Annotated in this window: 22 protein-coding genes; 11 read left to right on the top strand and 11 right to left on the bottom strand. The window is 72.7% G+C overall.

Annotated elements, in window-relative coordinates:
- Positions 1–10: 10 nt before the first annotated feature.
- On the bottom strand, positions 11–817 hold the full coding sequence (locus ACGGZK_RS13350; protein ID WP_395243129.1) for a TrmH family RNA methyltransferase: 807 nt from the start codon (positions 815–817) through the stop codon (positions 11–13).
- An 88-nt stretch (positions 818–905) separates the two neighbouring features.
- Between ACGGZK_RS13350 and ACGGZK_RS13345 the strand changes: the two genes are divergently transcribed.
- A complete protein-coding gene (locus tag ACGGZK_RS13345; RefSeq protein WP_395243128.1) occupies positions 906–1,748 on the top strand; it encodes a Sir2 family NAD-dependent protein deacetylase in 843 nt (280 codons plus the stop codon).
- Positions 1,749–1,769: 21 nt separating this feature from the next.
- Here the strand turns inward: ACGGZK_RS13345 and ACGGZK_RS13340 are convergent, their stop codons facing one another.
- Together ACGGZK_RS13340 and ACGGZK_RS13335 are read right to left on the bottom strand one after the other, a co-directional pair.
- The gene (locus tag ACGGZK_RS13340; RefSeq protein WP_395243127.1) at positions 1,770–2,846 is read right to left on the bottom strand and encodes a glycosyltransferase family 4 protein; all 1,077 of its coding nucleotides are present in this window, start codon (positions 2,844–2,846) and stop codon (positions 1,770–1,772) included.
- The gene (locus tag ACGGZK_RS13335) at positions 2,843–3,736 is read right to left on the bottom strand and encodes an alpha/beta fold hydrolase (RefSeq protein WP_395243126.1); all 894 of its coding nucleotides are present in this window, start codon (positions 3,734–3,736) and stop codon (positions 2,843–2,845) included. The genes ACGGZK_RS13340 and ACGGZK_RS13335 overlap by 4 nt, the downstream gene beginning before the upstream one ends.
- A 90-nt stretch (positions 3,737–3,826) precedes the next feature.
- Between ACGGZK_RS13335 and ACGGZK_RS13330 the strand changes: the two genes are divergently transcribed.
- Positions 3,827–4,525: an exonuclease domain-containing protein gene (locus ACGGZK_RS13330; RefSeq protein WP_395243125.1), complete on the top strand. Its 699-nt coding sequence runs from the start codon at positions 3,827–3,829 to the stop codon at positions 4,523–4,525.
- Between the two features lie 94 nt (positions 4,526–4,619).
- Here the strand turns inward: ACGGZK_RS13330 and ACGGZK_RS13325 are convergent, their stop codons facing one another.
- From ACGGZK_RS13325 to glgA, 3 genes are all read right to left on the bottom strand, one after another.
- A complete protein-coding gene (locus ACGGZK_RS13325) occupies positions 4,620–4,871 on the bottom strand; it encodes a type B 50S ribosomal protein L31 (RefSeq protein WP_395243124.1) in 252 nt (83 codons plus the stop codon).
- A gap of 120 nt (positions 4,872–4,991) precedes the next feature.
- Entirely contained in the window at positions 4,992–5,777 is a 786-nt protein-coding gene (locus ACGGZK_RS13320) for an ABC transporter ATP-binding protein (RefSeq protein ID WP_395243123.1), read from the bottom strand.
- A 46-nt stretch (positions 5,778–5,823) separates the two neighbouring features.
- Entirely contained in the window at positions 5,824–7,020 is a 1,197-nt protein-coding gene (gene glgA, locus ACGGZK_RS13315; RefSeq protein WP_395243122.1) for a glycogen synthase, read from the bottom strand.
- 82 nt (positions 7,021–7,102) lie between these two features.
- Here glgA and glgC point away from each other — a divergent pair, with 82 nt between their 5' ends.
- Positions 7,103–8,350 (top strand): glucose-1-phosphate adenylyltransferase, encoded by a 1,248-nt coding sequence (gene glgC, locus ACGGZK_RS13310; RefSeq protein ID WP_395243121.1) that lies wholly within the window; start codon positions 7,103–7,105, stop codon positions 8,348–8,350.
- The gene (gene serB / locus ACGGZK_RS13305) at positions 8,347–9,009 is read left to right on the top strand and encodes a phosphoserine phosphatase SerB (RefSeq protein ID WP_395243120.1); all 663 of its coding nucleotides are present in this window, start codon (positions 8,347–8,349) and stop codon (positions 9,007–9,009) included. Before glgC ends, serB begins: the two co-directional genes overlap by 4 nt.
- 75 nt (positions 9,010–9,084) lie before the next feature.
- Here serB and ACGGZK_RS13300 read toward each other — a convergent pair whose 3' ends face one another.
- Positions 9,085–9,792, bottom strand: coding sequence for a beta-ketoacyl-ACP reductase (locus tag ACGGZK_RS13300; RefSeq protein WP_395243119.1), 708 nt, complete (start codon positions 9,790–9,792; stop codon positions 9,085–9,087).
- A 149-nt stretch (positions 9,793–9,941) separates the two neighbouring features.
- Here ACGGZK_RS13300 and ACGGZK_RS13295 point away from each other — a divergent pair, with 149 nt between their 5' ends.
- Genes ACGGZK_RS13295 through ACGGZK_RS13285 form a run of 3 tightly spaced genes read left to right on the top strand, consistent with a single transcriptional unit; the run spans position 9,942 to position 11,475 of the window.
- Positions 9,942–10,322 (top strand): DUF3099 domain-containing protein, encoded by a 381-nt coding sequence (locus ACGGZK_RS13295; RefSeq protein ID WP_395243118.1) that lies wholly within the window; start codon positions 9,942–9,944, stop codon positions 10,320–10,322.
- A complete protein-coding gene (locus tag ACGGZK_RS13290; protein WP_395243117.1) occupies positions 10,319–10,597 on the top strand; it encodes a hypothetical protein in 279 nt (92 codons plus the stop codon). The genes ACGGZK_RS13295 and ACGGZK_RS13290 overlap by 4 nt, the downstream gene beginning before the upstream one ends.
- Positions 10,594–11,475, top strand: a complete 882-nt coding sequence (locus tag ACGGZK_RS13285) for an SURF1 family protein (RefSeq protein WP_395243116.1) — start codon at positions 10,594–10,596, stop codon at positions 11,473–11,475. Before ACGGZK_RS13290 ends, ACGGZK_RS13285 begins: the two co-directional genes overlap by 4 nt.
- Positions 11,476–11,552: 77 nt before the next feature.
- Here ACGGZK_RS13285 and ACGGZK_RS13280 read toward each other — a convergent pair whose 3' ends face one another.
- Positions 11,553–13,151 carry an ABC-F family ATP-binding cassette domain-containing protein gene (locus ACGGZK_RS13280; RefSeq protein ID WP_395243115.1) on the bottom strand — a complete coding sequence of 533 codons (1,599 nt, stop codon included), beginning with the start codon at positions 13,149–13,151 and terminating at the stop codon, positions 11,553–11,555.
- Between the two features lie 110 nt (positions 13,152–13,261).
- On the opposite strand from ACGGZK_RS13280, the gene ACGGZK_RS13275 reads away from it, so the two are divergent.
- A complete protein-coding gene (locus ACGGZK_RS13275; RefSeq protein WP_395243114.1) occupies positions 13,262–14,380 on the top strand; it encodes a winged helix DNA-binding domain-containing protein in 1,119 nt (372 codons plus the stop codon).
- 81 nt (positions 14,381–14,461) lie between these two features.
- On the opposite strand, the gene ACGGZK_RS13270 is transcribed toward ACGGZK_RS13275, so the two are convergent.
- Positions 14,462–15,025, bottom strand: coding sequence for a YceI family protein (locus tag ACGGZK_RS13270; protein WP_395243113.1), 564 nt, complete (start codon positions 15,023–15,025; stop codon positions 14,462–14,464).
- Positions 15,026–15,247: 222 nt separating this feature from the next.
- Here ACGGZK_RS13270 and ACGGZK_RS13265 point away from each other — a divergent pair, with 222 nt between their 5' ends.
- From ACGGZK_RS13265 to ACGGZK_RS13255, 3 genes are all read left to right on the top strand, one after another.
- Positions 15,248–16,405 carry a hypothetical protein gene (locus ACGGZK_RS13265; protein ID WP_395243112.1) on the top strand — a complete coding sequence of 386 codons (1,158 nt, stop codon included), beginning with the start codon at positions 15,248–15,250 and terminating at the stop codon, positions 16,403–16,405.
- The gene (locus ACGGZK_RS13260; RefSeq protein ID WP_395243111.1) at positions 16,405–17,202 is read left to right on the top strand and encodes an oxygenase MpaB family protein; all 798 of its coding nucleotides are present in this window, start codon (positions 16,405–16,407) and stop codon (positions 17,200–17,202) included. The genes ACGGZK_RS13265 and ACGGZK_RS13260 overlap by 1 nt, the downstream gene beginning before the upstream one ends.
- Before the next feature lie 62 nt (positions 17,203–17,264).
- Positions 17,265–17,759, top strand: a complete 495-nt coding sequence (locus ACGGZK_RS13255; RefSeq protein WP_395243110.1) for an Lrp/AsnC family transcriptional regulator — start codon at positions 17,265–17,267, stop codon at positions 17,757–17,759.
- A gap of 37 nt (positions 17,760–17,796) precedes the next feature.
- Here the strand turns inward: ACGGZK_RS13255 and ACGGZK_RS13250 are convergent, their stop codons facing one another.
- Positions 17,797–18,369, bottom strand: a complete 573-nt coding sequence (locus tag ACGGZK_RS13250; protein WP_395243109.1) for a hypothetical protein — start codon at positions 18,367–18,369, stop codon at positions 17,797–17,799.
- A 128-nt stretch (positions 18,370–18,497) separates the two neighbouring features.
- Positions 18,498–18,890 (bottom strand): hypothetical protein, encoded by a 393-nt coding sequence (locus ACGGZK_RS13245; protein ID WP_395243108.1) that lies wholly within the window; start codon positions 18,888–18,890, stop codon positions 18,498–18,500.
- Positions 18,891–19,127 lie beyond the last annotated feature (237 nt).

The raw sequence follows: 19,127 nt of genomic DNA, 5'->3' as shown, positions 1-19,127 counted from the left end.
CCGTTGCAGCCTAACCGTCGGCGGTGAGCGCATAGAGCACCACCGCGGCGCTCGCCGCGACGTTCAGCGAATCGACACCTCGGGCCATCGGGATCGTGACGACGCGGTCGGCCGCCGCGAGCGCGCGCCGGCTGAGGCCGTCGCCCTCCGCACCGAACACGAGGGCCGCACGCTCGGGCGGATCGGCGGCGAGGGCGCGGAGGGGCACGGCGTCGTCGGCCAGGGCGAGCGCGAGCACCTCGAAGCCGTGCTCGTGGAGCAGCGGCAGCGCGTCGTCCCAGCCGGGGAGCCGGGTCCACGGCACCTGGAACACGGTGCCCATGCTGACCCGCACGCTCCGCCGGTACAGCGGGTCGGCGCAGCGCTCGCTCACGAGCACGGCGTCGGCGCCGAGGGCGGCGACGCTGCGGAAGATCGCGCCCACGTTGGTGTGGTCGACGATGTCCTCCAGCACGACGACGCGACGCGACGTGCGCAGCAGGTCGGCCGGGTCGGGCAGTTCGGGCCGCTCGAACGCCGCCAGGGCGCCGCGGTGCACGCGGTAGCCGGTGATCTGCTCGAGCTGGTCGGGCGAGGCGAGGTGCACGGGGATGTCGAACGGCTCGAGCGCGGGCTCGAGCGCGGGCAGCCACTTCTCCTCGGTGAGCACCGAGCGCGGGCGGTGCCCGGCGCGGATGGCCCGGCCGATGACCTTCGCCGACTCGGCGATGTAGAGGCCGCGTTCGGCCTCGGTGCGGCTGCGCAGGGCGACGTCGGTGAGTGCGGCGTAGTCGGCGACGAGGTCGGATGTCGCGTCGGCGACCCGTTCGATGTGCATGTGGTCCTCCCCGCCCAGCCTGCCATCCGGCGAAACATTCCGGTAAACCGGCGCGTTTACTATCGTGACGATCACCGAAGGAGGCCGAGTGGGCACCGCGATCGAACCCGGCACGGACACCGACACCCTGCTCCAGCACGCCGTCTCGCTGATGCGAGGCGCGCGCGTCGCCGTCCTGACGGGCGCGGGCGTGAGCACCGATTCCGGCATCCCCGACTATCGCGGCGAGGGCGCGCCGGTGCGCACGCCCATGACGTTCCAATCCTTCCTCGCCTCCGAGCAGGCCCGGCGGCGCTACTGGGCCGGCAGCCACCTCGGCTGGCGGACCTTCGGGTCGGCGGTGCCGAACCGGGGGCACCTCGCGCTCGCCGCCCTCGAGGCCGGCGGCGTGGTCACCGGCGTCGTGACCCAGAACGTCGACGGACTGCACCGTCGGGCGGGCAGCCGCCGGGTGGTGGAGCTCCACGGCACGATGGACCGCGTCGTCTGCCTCACCTGCGGCCAGGCGTTCGCACGGCAGGCGATCGCCGACCGGCTCGAGGCGCTGAACCCCCAGATCCGCCTCGACCGGGCCATCCGCATCGCCCCAGACGGCGACGTGGAGGTCGACGACGTCGACGCGATGCGACTGCCCGAGTGCACCGTCTGCGGCGGGGTGCTGAAGCCCGACGTGGTGTTCTTCGGCGAGTTCGTGCCCGTCGAGACGTTCGACGCCGCCCGGTCGATCGTGCAGGGCAGCGACGTGCTGCTCGTCGGCGGCTCGTCGCTCGTCGTGAACTCCGGCATGCGGCTCATCGAGCTCGCCCGTCGCCGGAAGATGCCGATCATCGTCGTGAACCGCGGCATCACCAAGGGCGACAGCCGCGCTGCCGTCAAGATCGACGCGGGTGCGAGCGAGGTCTTCGACCGCATGGCCGCTGCGCTGCTCTGACGAACACCGCCGCGGTCCCGCTCAGCGGCCCCGACGCTCGACGGTCTCGTGCATGAGGGCGAGCAGGCGCTCGGCCGACGCCGCCCAGGTGAACCGCGCGGCCTCCTCGAGCGCGGCCGCGCTCCGGCCCTCCCACTCCCCCGGTTCCTCGAGCCGGCCGAGGGCATCGACGAGCTCGTCGACCCGGTCGGGGTGGAAGAACAGCGCGGTGTCGCCCCCGATCTCGCGGAAGATCGGGATGTCGCTCACGACGATGGGCGTGCCGACCCGCATCGCCTCGACGAGCGGGATGCCGAAGCCTTCGGCCCGGGATCCGTGGACGAGGGCCGTCGCGTTCGTGAGCAGGTCGGCGTACTCGGCGTCGGTGACCCCGTCGTGGAACACCAGGCGCGCACTCGGCGCGAGCCGGGTCAGCCGTTGGCGCTCGGCGTCGGAGATGCGGCTGCAGAGGTGGAGCTCGTGGTCGGGCAGGCGGCCGGCGGCGAGCACGAGCGCGTCGACGTTCTTGTACGGCATGTACGAGCCCATGTACACGAGGCGATGGCCGTCGGGCCGGCGCCGCGGGAGCGCCGGAGTCGCCAGCTCGTCGGCGGCGTTCGGCACGACGGCGATCGGCCGCTTCGTGAGCCGGTGCTCGCGGATGAGCCCCTCGGTCGTCGAGGAGACCGTGACCACGGCGTCGGCGCGGTTCAGCAGGACCCGCTGGGGCCACCAGGCGAGGTGGTAGAGGCGCCACAGCAGCCGGACGGGCGCCGGCAGGTCGCGCGGCGGCGTGCGGTTCTCGTAGTAGATGAGGTCGTGCAGGGTCAGCAGCAGTGCGTAGTCGCGCCCCCACGACCCCATGGTCTGCATCGGCGAGAAAACGAGGTCGGGCCGGAGCCGGCGCACCTGCCGTGCCACGAACGGCTCGCGGATGCTCGTCGGGCCGCTGACGAGCTCCCACGGCAGATCGGGCAGCAGCTCGAGCTGCCGGTGATCGCTGATGAGCATGGTGAGCGGATGCCGCTTCGCGAGCTCGCCCACGATGCCGGCGGTGAAGCGGCTGATGCCGTCGTGCTGCCCGATGCGCGTGTACCGGCAGTCGACGACGACCTTCACGCGTCCGCTCCGGCGGCGAGGAACTGCCGGATGTGGTCGGCCGCCGCGGCGGGCGTCTCGTAGTGGATGAGGTGGCCCACGTCGGGGATCTCCTCGAGCGAGGCATCCGGGAACCGCGCGACCAGGGTGCGCTGCGCCTCGATGGGGGTGATGTCGTCGCGCACGGCGGCGACGAGCAGGGTCGGCACGTGGATGTCGGCGGCGAACTCGCGCACGTCGTGGCTCACCGAGGCCCGGAACGCCTCGAGCACGGCGTCGCGGTCGGCGAACGCCGAGAAGTAGCGGTCGTGCTGGTCGTGGATGAAGCGGCGGAGCTCCTTCTCGCGGGTCTTCGCCATGGTGACGCTCATGACCCGAACGATCGCGCGGTTGCGCAGCAGCGCGAAGCCGGCGCGCGGCGGCAGCGCCGCGGCTGCCCGGTAGTAGCCGACCGCGAGCCGCGTCATCACGCCGCGCGGCCCCTCGAGTGCGGGCGCGCCGATCGGGTTGACGAGCACGAGCCGGGTCGGCGCGAGGCCCCCCGCGACGGCCGCGGCCGAGACGATCGACCCGAACGAGTGCCCGAGGAGCGTGAAGTCGGCGTCGACGCCGACGGCCGCCACGAAGGCGGCGAGCCAGGTGCGGTACCCCTCGATGTCGTGCGCGAGGTCCGCGAGCGGCTCGGATGCCCCGAAGCCGGGCAGGTCGGGCGAGATGATGCGGTACCCGGGCAGGTGCGCGACGACGGGCTCGAGCCCGTGGTGGTCGCCGCGGAAGCCGTGCACGAGCACGAGGGCCGGATCGCCCGGATCGCCGTACTCCCACCACGCGGTCTCGGTGCCGAGCACCCGGGTGCGGTGCTCCCGCACCGGGATGCGCGAGAGCGCGGCAGCGTACGGCGAGGGGGTCATCCCGACCAGTCTAGGCGCGGCCGGCTGGGCGAACGGTGAGGCCCGGCGCGGCTCGCAGCCGATGTCGCCGGGCGCTCATATGGTGACGGCATGGATGCATCGAGCGCCCGCTGGGCCGACACCCTCGCCGTCTTCGACCTCGAGACGACGGGCATCGACGTCGACGTCTGCCGCATCGTGACGGCCCACGTCGGCGTGATCGGCCCGTCGGGCGAGGTGCTCGAGCAGCGTCGGTGGATCGCCGATCCCGGCGTCGAGATCCCGACCGCGGCGACGCTCATCCACGGCATCACCATCGAGCGCGCCCGCGCCGAGGGGCAGCCGGCCGCGGTGGCCGTCGCCGAGATCATCTCGGCGCTCGCCGACGCCGCCGAACGGGGCCTGCCGATCGTCGCCTACAACGCCGCGTACGACCTCACCGTGCTCGCCCGTGAGGCGGAGCGCTACGGGCTCGCCGCGCTGCCCGGCCCGGCGCCGGTGATCGACCCGCTCGTCATCGACAAGGCCGTCGACCGCTACCGCCGCGGCAAGCGCACGCTCACGGCGACCGCCGAGCACTACGGCGTGCCGCTGCTCGACGCGCACGACGCCGCCGCGGACGCGATCGCGGCGGGCCGCGTCGCCCAGGCCATCGCGCGCGCGTACCCCGAGCTCGCCGCGATCGCGGCGGCCGAGCTGCACACCCAGCAGGTGGGCTGGTGCGCCCAGCAGGCGGCGAGCTACCAGGACTGGCGCCGGCGCAACGGCGAGCCGGAGTTCACGACCTCGGGCCTCTGGCCGGTGCGCTGAGAGGCGCCTCCCCGCACCGCCGTCGGGCGGGTGCGCCGAGGGACGACGAAAGGGCGGACGACCCCAGGTCGTCCGCCCTTCCGCTCGAGGCGACTTACTTGCCGCCGAAGCCCTTGAAGCGCTGGTTGAACTTCTCGACGCGACCGGCCGAGTCGAGGATGCGCTGCTTGCCCGTGTAGAACGGGTGCGACTCGCTCGAGATCTCGACGTCGATCACCGGGTAGGTGACACCATCGAGCTCGATGGTCTTGTCGCTCGTCGCGGTCGAGCGCGTGAGGAAGGTGGCGCCGGAGGCGAGGTCGCGGAAGACGATCGCGTTGTACTCGGGGTGGATGTCGGTCTTCATGAAGACGTTCCTTGCTGATCGGATGGTGGGTGTCACCCGCCAGGCGTGAACCGGTGGCGGGAAGTCGTCGTGGCCCGTGGGCCAGCTGACGAGTCTAGCAGAAGCGACCGTGCGGCGGCTTCACACCGCGCGCGCGGCGTAGCGGCCGTTCGACTCGGTGAGCTCGATGCCGATGCCGAACGTGTCGCTGAGGGTCTCGGAGGTGAGCGCCTCCGCGAGCGGGCCGGCGGCGCGGACCGCGCCGTTCGCCAGGAGCAGCGCGTGCGTGAAGCCCGCGGGGATCTCCTCGGCGTGGTGGGTCACCATGACGATCGCGGGCGACGCGGGCGACGACGCGTAGCCGCCGAGCAGCCCGACGAGCTCCTCGCGCGCGCCCAGGTCGAGGCTGGCGGCCGGCTCGTCGAGCAGGAGCAGCTCGGGGTCGGTCATGACCGCGCGCGCGATCTGCACCCGCTTCTGCTCGCCGTCGGAGAGGTTGCCGAACCGGCGGTCGGCGAACTCGTCGAGCTTCCACTCGGAGAGCACGCGCTGCGCACGGCGCACGTCGATCTCCTCGTACTCCTCGTTCCACCGGCCGGTGACCGAGTAGGCGGCGGTGAGCACGACGTCGAGCACGGTCTCGTTCCGCGGGATCTTCCGCGCCATCGCCGTCGAGGCGAACCCGATCATCGGGCGCAGTTCGAACACGTCGACCTTGCCGAGCGATTCGAGCAGCACGTCGGCCTCGCCCTTGGAGGGGTGCATCGCGGCGGCGGCGATCTGCAGCAGCGTCGTCTTGCCGGCACCGTTCGGGCCGAGCACGACCCAGCGCTCGTCGGACTCCACGGTCCAGTTCACCCCGTCGAGGATCGTGTTGCCGTCGCGGACCACCGATACGTCGCGGAAGTTCAGAACCGTACTCGCCATGCCATCCATGCTATCGGGACGGAACGAGGCATCCGGCCACGCCGGGTCAGCCCCGCGAGCGCGCCAGCACGCCCTCGTAGACCTCGATCGTGCGGTCCGCGATGGACGTCCACGCGAAGTGCTCCTCGGCCCGCCGGCGGCCCGCCGCGCCCATCTCCGCAGCCCGCGCCGGGTCCGACACGACGGCGGTGAGCGCCGCGGCGAGATCGACGACGAAGCGGTCGGGGTCGACGGGGGTGCCGGTGCCGTCCTGCACCTGCTCGATCGGCACGAGCACGCCCGTGACGCCGTCGTCGACGACCTCGGGGATGCCGCCGGTCGCGGTGCCGACGACCGGAGCCCCGCAGGCCATGGCCTCGAGGTTCACGATGCCGAGCGGCTCGTACACCGACGGGCACACGAACGCCGTCGCCCGCGTCAGCAGGGCGGTGAGCTCGGGACGCGGCAGGTGGCGGTCGATCCAGACGACCCCGGCGCGCTCCGCGCGGAGCTGCTCGACCAGGCCGGTGACCTCGGCCATGATCTCGGGCGTGTCGGGTGCGCCCGCGCACAGCACCAGCTGCACCTCCGGCGGAAGCAGGCGCGCGGCGCGCAGGAGGTACGGCAGTCCCTTCTGGCGGGTGATGCGGCCGACGAACACGATCGAGGGCGCATCGGGGTCGACGCCGAGCGCGCGAACCGCATCGGCGTCGTCGTTCGGGGCCCAGTCGGCGAGGTCGATGCCGTTGTACACGACCTCGACGCGATCGGGATCGATGGTCGGGTACGCCCGCAGGATGTCCCGGCGCATGCCGCCGCTCACCGCGATCACCGCATCGGCCTCCTCGAAGGCGGTCTGCTCGGCCCACGACGAGACGCGGTAGCCGCCTCCGAGCTGCTCGGCCTTCCACGGGCGGAGCGGCTCGAGGCTGTGCGCGGTGACGACGTGCGGGATGCCGTGGAGGCGCTTGGCCGTCGCCCCGGCGAAGTTGGCGTACCAGGTGTGCGAGTGCACCAGGTCGGCGCCCGAGGCATCCTGCGCCATCTCCAGGTCGACGCCGAGGGTCGCGATCGCGGCGTTCGCGTCGGCGAGCCCGGAGGGGGTCGCGTAGGCGAACGTGCCGGCCTCGTCGCGCGGGGCGCCGAAGCAGCGGACCTGCACGTCGATGCGCCGGCGAAGGGCTCGGACGAGCTCGCCGACGTGGACGCCGGCACCCCCGTAGACCTCGGGCGGATACTCTCTGGTCAGCAGGTCGACGCGCATGCGCCCACGCTAGCGCAGCACCCGTTTCGCCCGGCGTCGCACGCCTGCACGCCGATGGGCGTTCGCTGGGTACGCTGGGCGCATGGCAGCGCGCAAGGTCTTCGGAATCGTCCTCGCCGGTGGCGAGGGCAAACGTCTCATGCCCCTCACCGAAGACCGGGCCAAGCCCGCGGTGCCGTTCGGCGGCCAGTACCGCCTCATCGACTTCGCGCTGTCGAACCTCGTCAACTCGGGGCTCCGACAGATCGTCGTGCTCACGCAGTACAAGTCGCACAGCCTCGACCGCCACATCTCGCAGACCTGGCGCCTGCCCGGCATGCTCAACTCGTACGTCGCGTCCGTGCCCGCGCAGCAGCGGCTCGGCAAGCGCTGGTTCTCGGGCTCGGCCGACGCGATCCTGCAGAGCCTGAACCTCATCTACGACGAGCAGCCCGACCTCATCGTCGTGGTCGGCGCCGACCACGTGTACCGCATGGACTTCGACCAGATGGTCGACGCGCACGTCGAGTCGGGCGCGAAGGCGACCGTCGCGGCGATCCGCCAGCCGATCTCGCTCGCGAACCAGTTCGGCGTGATCGAGGTCGACCCGACGGACCCGACCAAGATCAAGCAGTTCCTCGAGAAGCCGGAGAAGCCCACCGGCCTGCCCGATGCGCCCAAGCAGGTGCTCGCGTCGATGGGCAACTACGTGTTCGACGCCGAGGCGCTGATCGACGCGGTGCTGCGCGACGGCGAGCGCACCGACTCCAGCCACGACATGGGCGGCGACATCATCCCCTCCTTCGTGGCCCAGGGCACGGCCGGCGTCTACGACCTGATGCGCAACGACGTGCCGGGGTCGACCGACCGCGACCGCTACTACTGGCGCGACGTGGGAACGATCGACTCGTACTTCGAGGCCCACCAGGACCTCATCTCGGTGCTGCCGGTGTTCAACCTCTACAACCGCGAGTGGCCGATCTTCTCGCAGCAGCTGAACAGCCCGCCCGCGAAGTTCACGCGCGACGCGCGCGGCGCCCTCGGCACCGTCATCGACTCCATCGTCGGCCTCGGGTCGGTGATCTCGGGCGCGCACCTCGAGCGCAGCGTCATCGGGCCGTGGGCGATCGTCGGGTCGGGCGCGCACGTCGCCGACTCGATCCTGTTCGACCGCGCCCGCATCGAGGCCGGCGCCACCGTGCGCCGGGCCATCCTCGACAAGGAGGTCGTCGTCGAGGAGGGCGCACGCGTCGGCATCGATCGCGCCGAGGACCTCGCGCGCGGCTTCATCGTGACCGACTCCGGCCTCACCGTCGTGGGCAAGGGCTCGCGCGTCCGGGCCACCGCGTGACCGCCGCGACCACCGGCCCGGTCACCGGGCCGCTCGTCGTGCTGGACGCCGACTCCACGCTGATCCGCGAGGAGGCCATCGAACTGCTGGCCGAGGCCGCCGGCTCCCTGGAGCAGGTCGCCGAGGTCACCGAGCGCGCGATGCGCGGCGAGCTCGACTTCGCGGCGAGCCTGCGCGAGCGCGTGGCGACGCTCGCCGGGCTCGACGCGTCGGTGTTCGCCTCGGTCCGCGAGCGGATGACGCCGACGCCCGGCGTCGTCGAGCTGATCGACGCGGTCCACGCGGCCGGCGGCCGGGTGGGCGTGGTGTCCGGCGGATTCCACGAGCTCCTCGACCCGCTGGCCGAACGGCTCGGACTCGACTTCTGCCGGGCGAACCGGCTCGAGCTCGACGGCGGCGTCCTCACCGGCCGGGTCGACGGCGCGATCGTCGACGCCGACGCGAAGGCGGCCGCGCTCCGCGAGTGGGCCGACGCCAGCGGCATCCCGCTGCACCGCACCGCGGCGATCGGCGACGGCGCGAACGACCTGCGCATGCTCGGCGCCGCCGCACTCGGCGTGGCCTTCTGCGCGAAGCCGATCGTGCGGGCGCAGGCGGACGTCGCGATCGACACGCCCGACCTCGGCCAGGTGCTGCCGCTGCTCGGCCTCCGCGGCTGACGCGGGGCGCGACCGACGACGAACGCCGGGCCCCGTGGGGCCCGGCGTTCGCGGTCTGTCGGGGATGACGTGCGGTCAGTGCCCCATGCCGAGACCGCCGTCGACGGGGATCACGGCGCCCGAGATGTACGCCGCGTCGTCGCCCGCGAGCCACTCGACGGCCTTGGCGACCTCGCTCGGCTCGGCGAACCGGCCGGCGGGGATCTGCTTGAGGTACTCGGCGCGCAGCGCGTCGTCGAGCTCGTCGGTCATGTCGGTGCGGATGAAGCCCGGCGCGACGACGTTCGCCGTGATGCCGCGGCCGCCGAGCTCGCGGGTGAGCGAGCGGGCGAAGCCGACGAGGCCGGCCTTCGACGCGGAGTAGTTGACCTGGCCGGCCGAGCCCAGGAGGCCCACGACGCTGGAGATCAGGATGACGCGACCGAACCTCGCGCGGAGCATCCCCTTCGAGGCCCGCTTGACGATGCGGAACGCGCCCGTGAGGTTGGTGTCGACGACGGACGTGAAGTCGTCCTCGGTCATGCGCAGCAGCAGGGTGTCGCGGGTGATGCCGGCGTTCGCGACGACGACCTCGACCGGGCCGAGCTCGGCCTCGATCTCGGTGAACGCGCGGTCGATCGACTCGGCGTCGGTGACGTCGGCGCGAACCGTGAGCGTGCCCGCAGGGCCCTCACCGGAGCGAGCGGTGACCGCCACTCGGTGGCCGGCTGCGACGAACGCCTCGGCGATGGCATAGCCGATGCCACGGTTGCCGCCGGTCACCAGCACAGTACGGATCGTCATCGCCCAGGGCTCCACTTCGTCGATTCCACGGCCGAACGGCCGTGGGCCAGTCTAGCGACGCGAACGAGTGGCACCCGGGGCCGCCGGCCGCCCCCGCGCGACGTAGGCTTGAGCAGGAGGAACGCCGCGCGGATCCCGCGGCGACCAGCATGAAGCAGCAGTACACGATCACCTCGCTGCCGCCCTCGCCAGAGGCGGAGCGGAAGTCGCGCATGGTGAAGTACACGATCACCATGTCGATCCGCGTGCTCTGCATCTTCTGCATGCTCTTCGCGCGCGGCTGGTGGCTCTGGATCTTCGCCGCCGGCGCGATCTTCCTGCCGTACGTCGCGGTCGTGCTCGCGAACGTCGGGTCGTCGCGCGGCGAGCAGGTCGCCCCACCGGTCGGCGCGCTTCCCGCGAGCCCGTCCACTCCCACGAACCCGTCGGAGGTCCCGGGCCGCCCGGACGTCACCCGGGCATCGGATGCCCCGGGCGAGGCATCCGATCGCGCACCCGAGACCGCGCCGACCGAGGAGGGCGACCGATGATCGGCCTTCCCGGCACCGCCCCCGAGGCGGACACCTGCTCGCGCGCCGGCTGCCGCGAGGCGGCGACCTGGCGCATCGACTGGCGCAACCCCCGCATCCACACCGACGGGCGCACCAAGACCTGGCTCGCGTGCGACGAGCACGTGGAGTACCTGCAGGGCTTCCTGGAGGCGCGGTCGTTCCCCGTCGCGGTGTCGGCGTTCGCGGGCGACGCGGCGGGCTCCGCCGCGGCCGACTCGGGCAGCTCCCCCGCCGCCGGCGAGGCGGCCTCGTGAACGAGTGGGGATTCCTCCGCTCGAAGCGGTGGGCCGGCTACCTCGCGCTCGTCGTCGTCTTCGCGATCGCGTGCTGCGCGCTCGGCACCTGGCAACTGAACCGGCGCGCCGAGGCGCAGGCGGAGATCGCGAGGATCGACCGCAACTACGACGCCGACCCGGTCCCCGTGACCGAGGCCCTGCCGGACTCCGCCGGCTTCGACATCGACCAGCGCTGGCGCGTCGTCGCGCTGTCCGGCGAGTACCTCGCCGACGAGGAGGTCGTGGTGCGGAACCGTCCGTACCAGGGCGCGTCGGGCTTCGAGGTCGTGACGCCCTTCCGCCTCGACGACGGCACGGTCTTCTTCGTCGATCGCGGCTGGATCTCGCAGGGGTCCGACGGCCGGCCGTCGGAGTACGCGGCGCCCCCCGCCGGGCCGGTCGACGCCGTCGTGCGGCTGAAGGCCGGCGAGGGCACGATCGCCGGACGCACGGCCGCCGGGGCCGAGCTCGCGACGATCGACCTCGACGAGCTCGCCGACCGGGTCGGCGAGCCGTCGTACACGGGCGCGTACGGGTTGCTCGTGCAGCAGGGCGACGAGGCCTCCGAGCCGCCGCTCGCGTTCTCGCGACCCGTGCGCGACGAGGGCCCGCACCTGTCGTACGCGCTGCAGTGGTTCGTGTTCGCCCTGATGGCGTTCGTCGGCCTCGGGTGGGCGGCGAACCAGGAGCGCAAGGCACTGCTCGCGGCATCCGGAACCGCCGGAGGCACGGGCCGCGACCGCGACGATCGCGGCGCCCGCTCGGGCACGCCGACGGCGCGGCCGAGCCGCGCGTCGCGGACCTCGCGCGGCGGACGCGACGCCGACGTCGAGGACGAGATCCTCGATCGCGGCTGACGCGGCGCGACCGAGCTGGCGCGGCCGTCACGGTCGCCGCGGCGAGGCTGGTGCGCGACGAGCGCTCCGCGCCGACCTCACGCCAGCTCGATGAGCTCCTGGTACTCGGCCGACCAGTGGTCCTCGACGCCGTCGGGGAGGATGAGCACCCGCTCCGGGTTCAGCGCCTCGACGGCGCCCGGGTCGTGCGAGACCAGCACCACGGCGCCCTCGAAGTGGGCGAGCGCGTCGAGGATCTCGTCGCGGCTGGCCGGGTCGAGGTTGTTCGTCGGCTCGTCGAGGAGCAGCACGTTGGCCCCCGACACGACGATCATCGCGAGCGCGAGACGGGTCTTCTCGCCGCCCGAGAGCACGCCGGCGGGCTTGTGCACGTCGTCGCCGGTGAACAGGAACGAGCCGAGCACCTTGCGCGCCTCGGTCTCGGTCAGGTTCGGCGAGGCGCTCACCATGTTCTGCAGCACGGTGCGCGCGACCTCGATGGTCTCGTGCTCCTGCGCGAAGTAGCCGATCCGCAGGCCGTGCCCGGGCTCGACGAGCCCGGTGTCGGGCGTGTCGACTCCCGCGAGGATGCGCAGCAGCGTCGTCTTGCCGGCGCCGTTCAGGCCGATGATGACGACCTTCGTGCCGCGATCGATCGCGAGGTCGACCGCCGTGAAGATCTCGAGCGAGCCGTACGACTTCGACAGGTCGCTGGCGGTGAGCGGCGTCCGGCCGCAGGGTGCGGGCGTCGGGAACCGCAGCTTGGCGACCCGGTCGCTCTGGCGCACCTCCTCGAGGCCCGACAGCAGCTTCTCGGCGCGGGCGACCATCTGGTGGGCCGCGGCGGCCTTCGAGGCCTTCGCGCCGAAGCGGGCGGCCTGCAGCTGGAGCGCCGACGCCTTCTTCTCGGCGTTCATCCGCTCCTTCTTGCGGCGCTCCTCGTCGGCGGCGCGCTGGCGGAGGTAGTGCTTCCAGCCCATGTTGTAGATGTCGATGACCGAGCGGTTCGCGTCGAGGTAGAAGACGCGGTTCACCACCTCGCCGACGAGCTCGACATCGTGGCTGATCACGATGACGCCGCCCTTGTACCCCTTGAGGAACTCGCGCAGCCACACGACCGAGTCGGCGTCGAGGTGGTTCGTCGGCTCGTCGAGGATCATCGTGTCGGCGTCGGAGAAGAGGATGCGCGCGAGCTCGATACGGCGGCGCTGACCGCCCGACAGGGTCTTCAGCGGCTGGTCGAGGATGCGGTCGGGCAGGTTGAGGTTCGAGGCGATCGACGCCGCCTCGGCCTCGGCCGCGTAGCCGCCGAGCGCGGTGAAGCGGTCGGTCAGGTTGCCGTACTTCTTCATCGCCTTCGCGGCGACGGCGGGGTCGTCGGAGCCCATCAGGTGCGACGCCTCGTGCATGCCGAGCACGAGCGAGCCGAGCCCGCGGGCGTCGAGGATGCGCGTACGGGCGAGCATCTCGGGGTCGCCGGAGCGCGGATCCTGCGGCAGGTAGCCGATCTCGCCGGATCGTTCGATGCGGCCGTCGGTCGGGAGGGTCTCCCCCGCGAGCGTCTTCGTGAGGGTGGTCTTGCCGGCGCCGTTCCGGCCGACGAGGCCGATCTTGTCGCCCGCGGAGACGCGGAAGCCGACGTTCTCCATGAGGACGCGCGCGCCAACTCGGATCTCGAGGTCGTGGACGGCGAGCACGGCGATTCCTCCGGGGTTCGTGCGGGATGCTGACGTGCCGAGCGGCACAGCCTCCCAGTCTATCCGTGCGGCGCGACCGCGGTGTCGCCGGGTGGGTGCAGGCTTCCGGCATGGCCACCGCATCGGATGTCTCGCGCCTGCGTGCCGCCCGTCTCGCCGCCCACGGCCTCGCCGGCGGCGGGCTGCCGTCGATCACGGCAGCCGTGGAACGGCTCGGGGCGGTGCAGGCGCAGGACCTGGGCGCGGCGAAGTGGGTGCTCGGCGCACGGGTGGCGGGTGCGCGCGAGGCCGACGTCGATGCCGCGATCGAGTCCCGGGCGATCGTGCGGACCTGGCCGCTGCGCGGCACGCTGCACCTCATGCCCGCGGCGCTCGTGCGACCGGTGCTGGCGCTCACCGCGCCGCGCGAGTTCCGCCGGCTCACCACCCGCCACCGCGACCTCGGTCTCGATGCGGCCGTCGTCGCCGAGGCGCGGCGGATCGTCGTCGCCGAGCTCGCCGCGCGCACACGCACCCGCGACGAGCTCTTCGCCGCGTGGGAGGGCGCCGGGATCGCGACGGGCGGCCAGCGCGGCTACCACCTGGTGTGGCGCTTCGCCCTCGAGGCGCTCGTCTGCTGCGGGCCGGTCGACGGCCGGACGCAGTCGTTCGTGCTGCTCGACGAGTGGGCGCCGGGTCCGCCGGCAGGCGCCGGCGACGACGCGCGCGACGAGACCCTTACCCGGCTGCTCACGGCGTACGCCACCGGACATGGGCCGGTGACCGTGGCCGACTTCGCCTGGTGGGCGGGCCTCACGCTCGGCGACGCCCGACGGGCGCGGGCGGTCGCGGGCGAGGCGCTGGCGGAGTTCGACGCCGAACGGCTGGTCGCGGTCGGCGCCGAGGAGCCGGCGCGGGCAGCGGCAGCGGCAGCGGCCCGACCGGGCGGCCGACTCGCGCTCGCGGCGTTCGACGAGTACTTCCTCGGCTACGCCGACCGATCGGTCGTCTGCGCCCCGGACGACGCACGGAAGGTGGTCCCGGGCGGCAACGGCGTGTTCCAGCCGATCCTCGTCGACCGTGGCTGGGTGACGGGCACCTGGCGGCGGCGGGACACCCGCGGCGGGACATCCGTCACCCTCGAAGGGTTCGGCGATGCGATTGCCCCGGGCGGGTATCGACGCGCGCTCGAGGCGTGGGCCGCGTTCCGCGGGGTGCCGTTGCTGGCGCTCGAAGCGGCCGACGGCTGAGGCGGCACGGAGGATCACGCCCCGGAACGCACCGGAGGGCGGGACGGCCGAAACCGTCCCGCCCTCCCTGTCGCGTCGCGATTACTGCTGGAGCGCGGCCTGCAGCTCGAGCGTGATGGTGACCTGGTCGCCCAGGAGCACGCCGCCGGTCTCGAGTGCGGCGTTGTAGGTGAGGCCGAAGTCCTCGCGGTTGATGACGGCCTTGGCGGTGGCGCCGCCCTTGTAGTTGCCGTACGGGTCGCCGCCGAAGCCGCCGAAGTCGAAGTCGAACGTGACGGGCTTGGTGATGCCGCGGATGGTGAGGTCGCCGTCCACCTTGAAGTCGCCGCCCTCGACGCGTACGCCGGTCGAGACGAAGTCGATGGTCGGGTACGTCTCGGCCTCGAAGAAGTCGCCGGTGCGGAGGTGACCGTCGCGGTTGGGCTCGTTCGTGTTGATCGAGGCGACCTCAGCCGACGCGGTGACCGTCGAGTCCAGCGGGTCCTCGGCGGTGACGAAGGTCGCCTCGAAGCGCTCGAACTTGCCCTTCACCTTGCTGATCATGAGGTGACGGATGCTGAAGCCGACCTCACTGTGGGTCGGGTCGATGGTCCAGGTGCCGGCGCGGTAGCCGGGGATCTCGATGGTCGAGGCGGTGGTCGTCATGCGTCGATGTCTCCAGTCGTATGCGGGTCGGTCTCCCGACGATTCTCCCATGCAAACGCATGGAGACGCCGGGGGCATTCCCCGAGGCCCCCGCACTCAGGACTTTCTCAGGAATCCGGCACCGCCCGCGGCCTGTCCATGCGACGCGTGTCCCTGCGGCCGCGCCGACGACCCGTGGGTAGACTCGCGCGCTCAGGGACGGGCTGGATCAACGGGGGTGGCATGGCTCGTGCACGGGTCCACCGGGCGGTCGCGCTCGCCGCGGCTGCCGGACTGGTCCTCGCCCTGCTGCCCCTCTCCCCCGCAGCGGCCGAGGACTACCCGACGTGGGACGAGGTCGCCGCAGCGAAGGCCGACGTCACCGCCCGCGAGGCCGAGGCGACGCGCATCGACGGGCTCATCGCCGATCTCGAGGTCGAATCGGGCCGCCTCGGCGACGCGGCCGTCGAGGCCGCCGCCGTGGCATCCACCGCCGAAGCCGCCCGGGTGACCGCGTCGCTGCGCGCCACCACCTTGCGCGATGCCTCGGCCCAGGCGACGGCCCGGGCGGATGCCTCGGCCGCACGCTTCGGTCGCAGCGCCGCGCTGCTTGCCCGCACCGGGGGCGTCGACCCGACGCTCGCGCTCCTCGGCCAAGGATCCGACGACCCCGGCACCGCAGCGGAGCTGCTCCAGCGCCTCGCGCGCTCCGCGCGGATCGCCGACCTCACCGCCTCGGTCGCCGCCGAGGCCCAGGTCGACCGTTCGGCTTCGACGGCACTGAGCGACCAGGCGGCCGTCGCCGAGCAGGAACGCGACCGGCTCGCGCGCGAGGCCGCAGACCGCGCCGCCGAGGCGGAGGCGGCCCACCGGGCCGCGGAGGCCGCGCTCGCCGAGCAGCGTGCCGCCATCGAGACGCTCTACGCCCAGCTCGCGAGCCTCCGGGACTCCACCGCCGACCTCGAGCGCCGCTACCGCATCGGCGAGCAGGCGCGCGCCGAGGCGGCGGCCCGGGAAGCTGCCGCCGCGGCAGCCGCGGCAGCCGCCTCCGGCGGCGCAGGCAGCACCGCTCCCCCGCCCAGTGGCGTCGTCGTCGATCCAGCCGGGCACAAGGCGTACGCGCGGAGCGCGATCGGTGCGTACGGGTGGGGCGACGGCGAGTACCAGTGCCTGGTGTTGCTGTGGACCCGTGAGTCGAGCTGGCGGGCCGACGCGTACAACGCCTCGAGCGGTGCGTACGGGATCCCGCAGTCACTCCCCGGCAGCAAGATGGCCTCCGCCGGCGCCGACTGGCGGACCAACGGCCGCACGCAGGTCGACTGGGGTCTCGGGTACATCGCGGCGAGGTACGGCTCGCCATGTGGCGCGTGGGCGCACTCGGAGCGGTACAACTGGTATTGATGGACGCCACCGACCGCGAGATCTTCCGCCGCTACTCGGGCGATGCGACGCTGCTCGTCGGGGGCGCCGCCGCGATCCTGCTGCAACTCGCCGATCCGCGCGTCGCGCGCGGCGTCGCCAGGCACAGCGGCTTCCAGGAGGATCCGATGGGCCGCCTCCGGGCGACGCTCGACTACGCCTACACGGTCGGGTTCGGCGACGACCGGCTCGTCGCGGCCGCCGTTCGCGAGGTGAACGCCCGCCATGCTCCGGTCCGCGGGCCGGCCGCCGACGGCGCACCCGCGTACAACGCGTTCGACGACGACGCCCAGCGGTGGGTGGCCTCGACGCTGCTCGCGATGGCGCTCGCCGTGCACGAGCGGGTGTCGGCCCGGTTCGAGCCGGAAGTCGCCGACGCGATCGTGCGCGGGTACGGCCCGCTCGGATCCCGGCTCCAGGCCACCCGGGCCGGATGGCCCGACACGCGGCACGAGTTCGACGACTGGTGGACGACCCGGCTCACCGGACTCCGCGTCGGACCGGAGGCGCGCGACGTCGCCCGCTCCCTCCTCGTCACGCCGAACCTCCCGACGCCGCTCCGCGCCGCCCTGCCGCCCGTCCGCCTCATGACGGCCGCGCTGCTCCCCCCGGTCGTCCGCGAGGCCTACGGGTTCCGCTGGACGCCGCGCGTCGAGCGCGCCGCCGACGGATGGTTCACCGTCGTCGCTGCGAGCCGCCTCGCGGTCCCCGCCCCCGTGCGACGCATCCCGATGCATCTTGCGCTCAGGCGCGTCGCCGCGCGCACTCGCGCACGCTGACGGATGCCCCTCCTCGGCCGCGCTCGCTGGCGCTAGGCTGGGCGCAGATTCCGAGGACGACGATGACCGAATCCGCAGTGTCCGGCGCCGACCCGCTCGACGCCATCGACCGCCGCATCGTGGCCGAGTTGAGCCGCGACGGTCGCCTCTCGGTGCGCACGCTCGCCGATCGCGTCCACATCTCCCGCACGGCCGCGCACAACCGCATCCAGCACCTCCAGGTCCGCGGCGTCATCACCGGCTACGGCGCCCAGATCGACCGCGAGTCGATCGGGTTGCGCAGCTGCGCACTCGTCGTGGTGCGCGTCGAGCCCGGTGCGTGGGAGGAGATCGCCGCCCGCCTCGCAGCGCTGCCGTTCGTCGAGAAGGTGCAGGCGGTCGCGAGCGAGGTCGACCTCATCCTCACCGTGAGCGCGCCCGACCACGAGCAGCTCAGCCAGGCGATCCTGCGGGACATCCAGCAGGCGCCCGGCGTGGTCTCGACGCGATCGCACCTGATCCGCGCCGAGGTGACCGGGCGGCCGCCGGCGCAGGCGCTGGAGAACTGGAACCACTGACCCGACGGGCTGCGCTGCAGCCCGCCTCCTCAGCGGATCAGAAGAAGTCGGCGGGAGTCCCGGCTGCGCGCTCCACGTCGCGGGTGTCGATGCCCGAGGCACGCAGCTTCGCGACGCCGACGCGCAGACCCGACTCGAGCTGGGCAGCCCACGCGTCGGCCTCGCGCGCGGCCGCCTCGGCGGCGCGGGCGCGGGCATCGGCCGCCTCAGCGGCCTCACGTGCGTCGCGCACCTGCTTCAGCGCGAGCGAGATGCCGTAGTAGGCCGCCACCATCGTCGCGATGGGCGCCGCGATGACCGCGAGCGCGCTGATCGCAGCCCCGGTCGGGCTGAACGCGATGAGGAGGGCGAACGCGAGGAACAGGGTCACGATGGCGACCAGGACCACGAACATGAACCGGAGGTCGCTGCTCCACGGGCGGACGCCGGGCTTGGCCGACGCGGCGGCGGATTCGGCCGGGGCGGCGATGACCTCGGTGTGCGCCGGATCCGTTCGCGGGACCGCCTCCTGGGCGATGGCGGAGGCCTCGAGGGACCACGTCGGGTCGTCGGCCGTCGACATCACCCTCGTCGGGTCGTTCGCCGTGGACCGGGTGTCTGCGTCGGCCATCCGTCTTCCCCCTGTTGCTCGTGGGCGTACCCCTGTTGCTGGTGGGCGTACCCGCCAATTCTGTGACGGACCCCGAACCGGGTCAACCCGGCACGCCGCACGACGGCGGCAGAGCCGGCATCAGGGGGTCAGGCGAGCGCCAGGCCCGCGACTTCGAGCCACAGGAACGCGACCACCACGAACAGGAGCCCCGTGTACAGGAGGTCCTCGACCCAGTCGACGAGCCCCGGCTTGCGCTCCAGCATGATGACCGGGTTGTAGTAGAAGATCGAGACCACGACGATCAGCGCCGAGAAGACCAGGCCCACCCATGCCGCACCCGGCACCGCCGCCAGCAGCAGGACGATCACGACCGCCGCGACGACGTAGAGCCAGAGGTTCCAGACCAGGAACGCCCGCCACGAGTCGTGCCGTGACGCGCCCGCCTTCGCGGACGCTCGCCACAGCTCGTACGCCAACGAGATCACGAACGCGACGATCAGCAGCCACGCTGCCAGCGTCTCGAGCAGAGTCGGATGCACTTCGCCTCCTGGGGATGACGTCGACCGTGAGTCACAGTAAAGCGACGCGCCGTCGGCGTGGTCAAGACCCGTGCGTGACGAGTCTCCGTATTCGTGGACCGAAATGGCGCGGACGACCGACGCGGCCAGAACGACGGGAGGCGCAGCGTCCGCATTCACGGCTGAGGGATAGGGGCGTTCACGTGATCGTCTTCGTCCGGCGGCGAGGCTGCCTCGAGTTTCCTGAGAGTTACCTGA

It is taken from the genome of Agromyces sp. MMS24-K17, from assembly GCF_043950245.1.
GTDB lineage: Bacteria > Actinomycetota > Actinomycetes > Actinomycetales > Microbacteriaceae > Agromyces.
This window is presented reverse-complemented; position numbering and strand designations above follow the sequence as displayed.

What these genes read in the sequence shown, in the direction of transcription:
- ACGGZK_RS13325 (WP_395243124.1), bottom strand. Translation starts at nt 4,871, where the DNA reads ATGAAGACCGACATCCACCCCGAGTACAACGCGATCGTCTTCCGCGAC.
- ACGGZK_RS13275 (WP_395243114.1), top strand. Translation starts at nt 13,262, where the DNA reads ATGGCCACCGCATCGGATGTCTCGCGCCTGCGTGCCGCCCGTCTCGCC.
- ACGGZK_RS13290 (WP_395243117.1), top strand. Translation starts at nt 10,319, where the DNA reads ATGATCGGCCTTCCCGGCACCGCCCCCGAGGCGGACACCTGCTCGCGC.
- ACGGZK_RS13335 (WP_395243126.1), bottom strand. Translation starts at nt 3,736, where the DNA reads ATGACCCCCTCGCCGTACGCTGCCGCGCTCTCGCGCATCCCGGTGCGG.
- ACGGZK_RS13320 (WP_395243123.1), bottom strand. Translation starts at nt 5,777, where the DNA reads ATGGCGAGTACGGTTCTGAACTTCCGCGACGTATCGGTGGTCCGCGAC.
- ACGGZK_RS13350 (WP_395243129.1), bottom strand. Translation starts at nt 817, where the DNA reads ATGCACATCGAACGGGTCGCCGACGCGACATCCGACCTCGTCGCCGAC.
- ACGGZK_RS13270 (WP_395243113.1), bottom strand. Translation starts at nt 15,025, where the DNA reads ATGACGACCACCGCCTCGACCATCGAGATCCCCGGCTACCGCGCCGGC.
- glgA (WP_395243122.1), bottom strand. Translation starts at nt 7,020, where the DNA reads ATGCGCGTCGACCTGCTGACCAGAGAGTATCCGCCCGAGGTCTACGGG.
- ACGGZK_RS13295 (WP_395243118.1), top strand. Translation starts at nt 9,942, where the DNA reads ATGAAGCAGCAGTACACGATCACCTCGCTGCCGCCCTCGCCAGAGGCG.
- ACGGZK_RS13255 (WP_395243110.1), top strand. Translation starts at nt 17,265, where the DNA reads ATGACCGAATCCGCAGTGTCCGGCGCCGACCCGCTCGACGCCATCGAC.
- ACGGZK_RS13265 (WP_395243112.1), top strand. Translation starts at nt 15,248, where the DNA reads ATGGCTCGTGCACGGGTCCACCGGGCGGTCGCGCTCGCCGCGGCTGCC.
- ACGGZK_RS13260 (WP_395243111.1), top strand. Translation starts at nt 16,405, where the DNA reads ATGGACGCCACCGACCGCGAGATCTTCCGCCGCTACTCGGGCGATGCG.
- ACGGZK_RS13330 (WP_395243125.1), top strand. Translation starts at nt 3,827, where the DNA reads ATGGATGCATCGAGCGCCCGCTGGGCCGACACCCTCGCCGTCTTCGAC.
- glgC (WP_395243121.1), top strand. Translation starts at nt 7,103, where the DNA reads ATGGCAGCGCGCAAGGTCTTCGGAATCGTCCTCGCCGGTGGCGAGGGC.
- ACGGZK_RS13300 (WP_395243119.1), bottom strand. Translation starts at nt 9,792, where the DNA reads ATGACGATCCGTACTGTGCTGGTGACCGGCGGCAACCGTGGCATCGGC.
- ACGGZK_RS13250 (WP_395243109.1), bottom strand. Translation starts at nt 18,369, where the DNA reads ATGGCCGACGCAGACACCCGGTCCACGGCGAACGACCCGACGAGGGTG.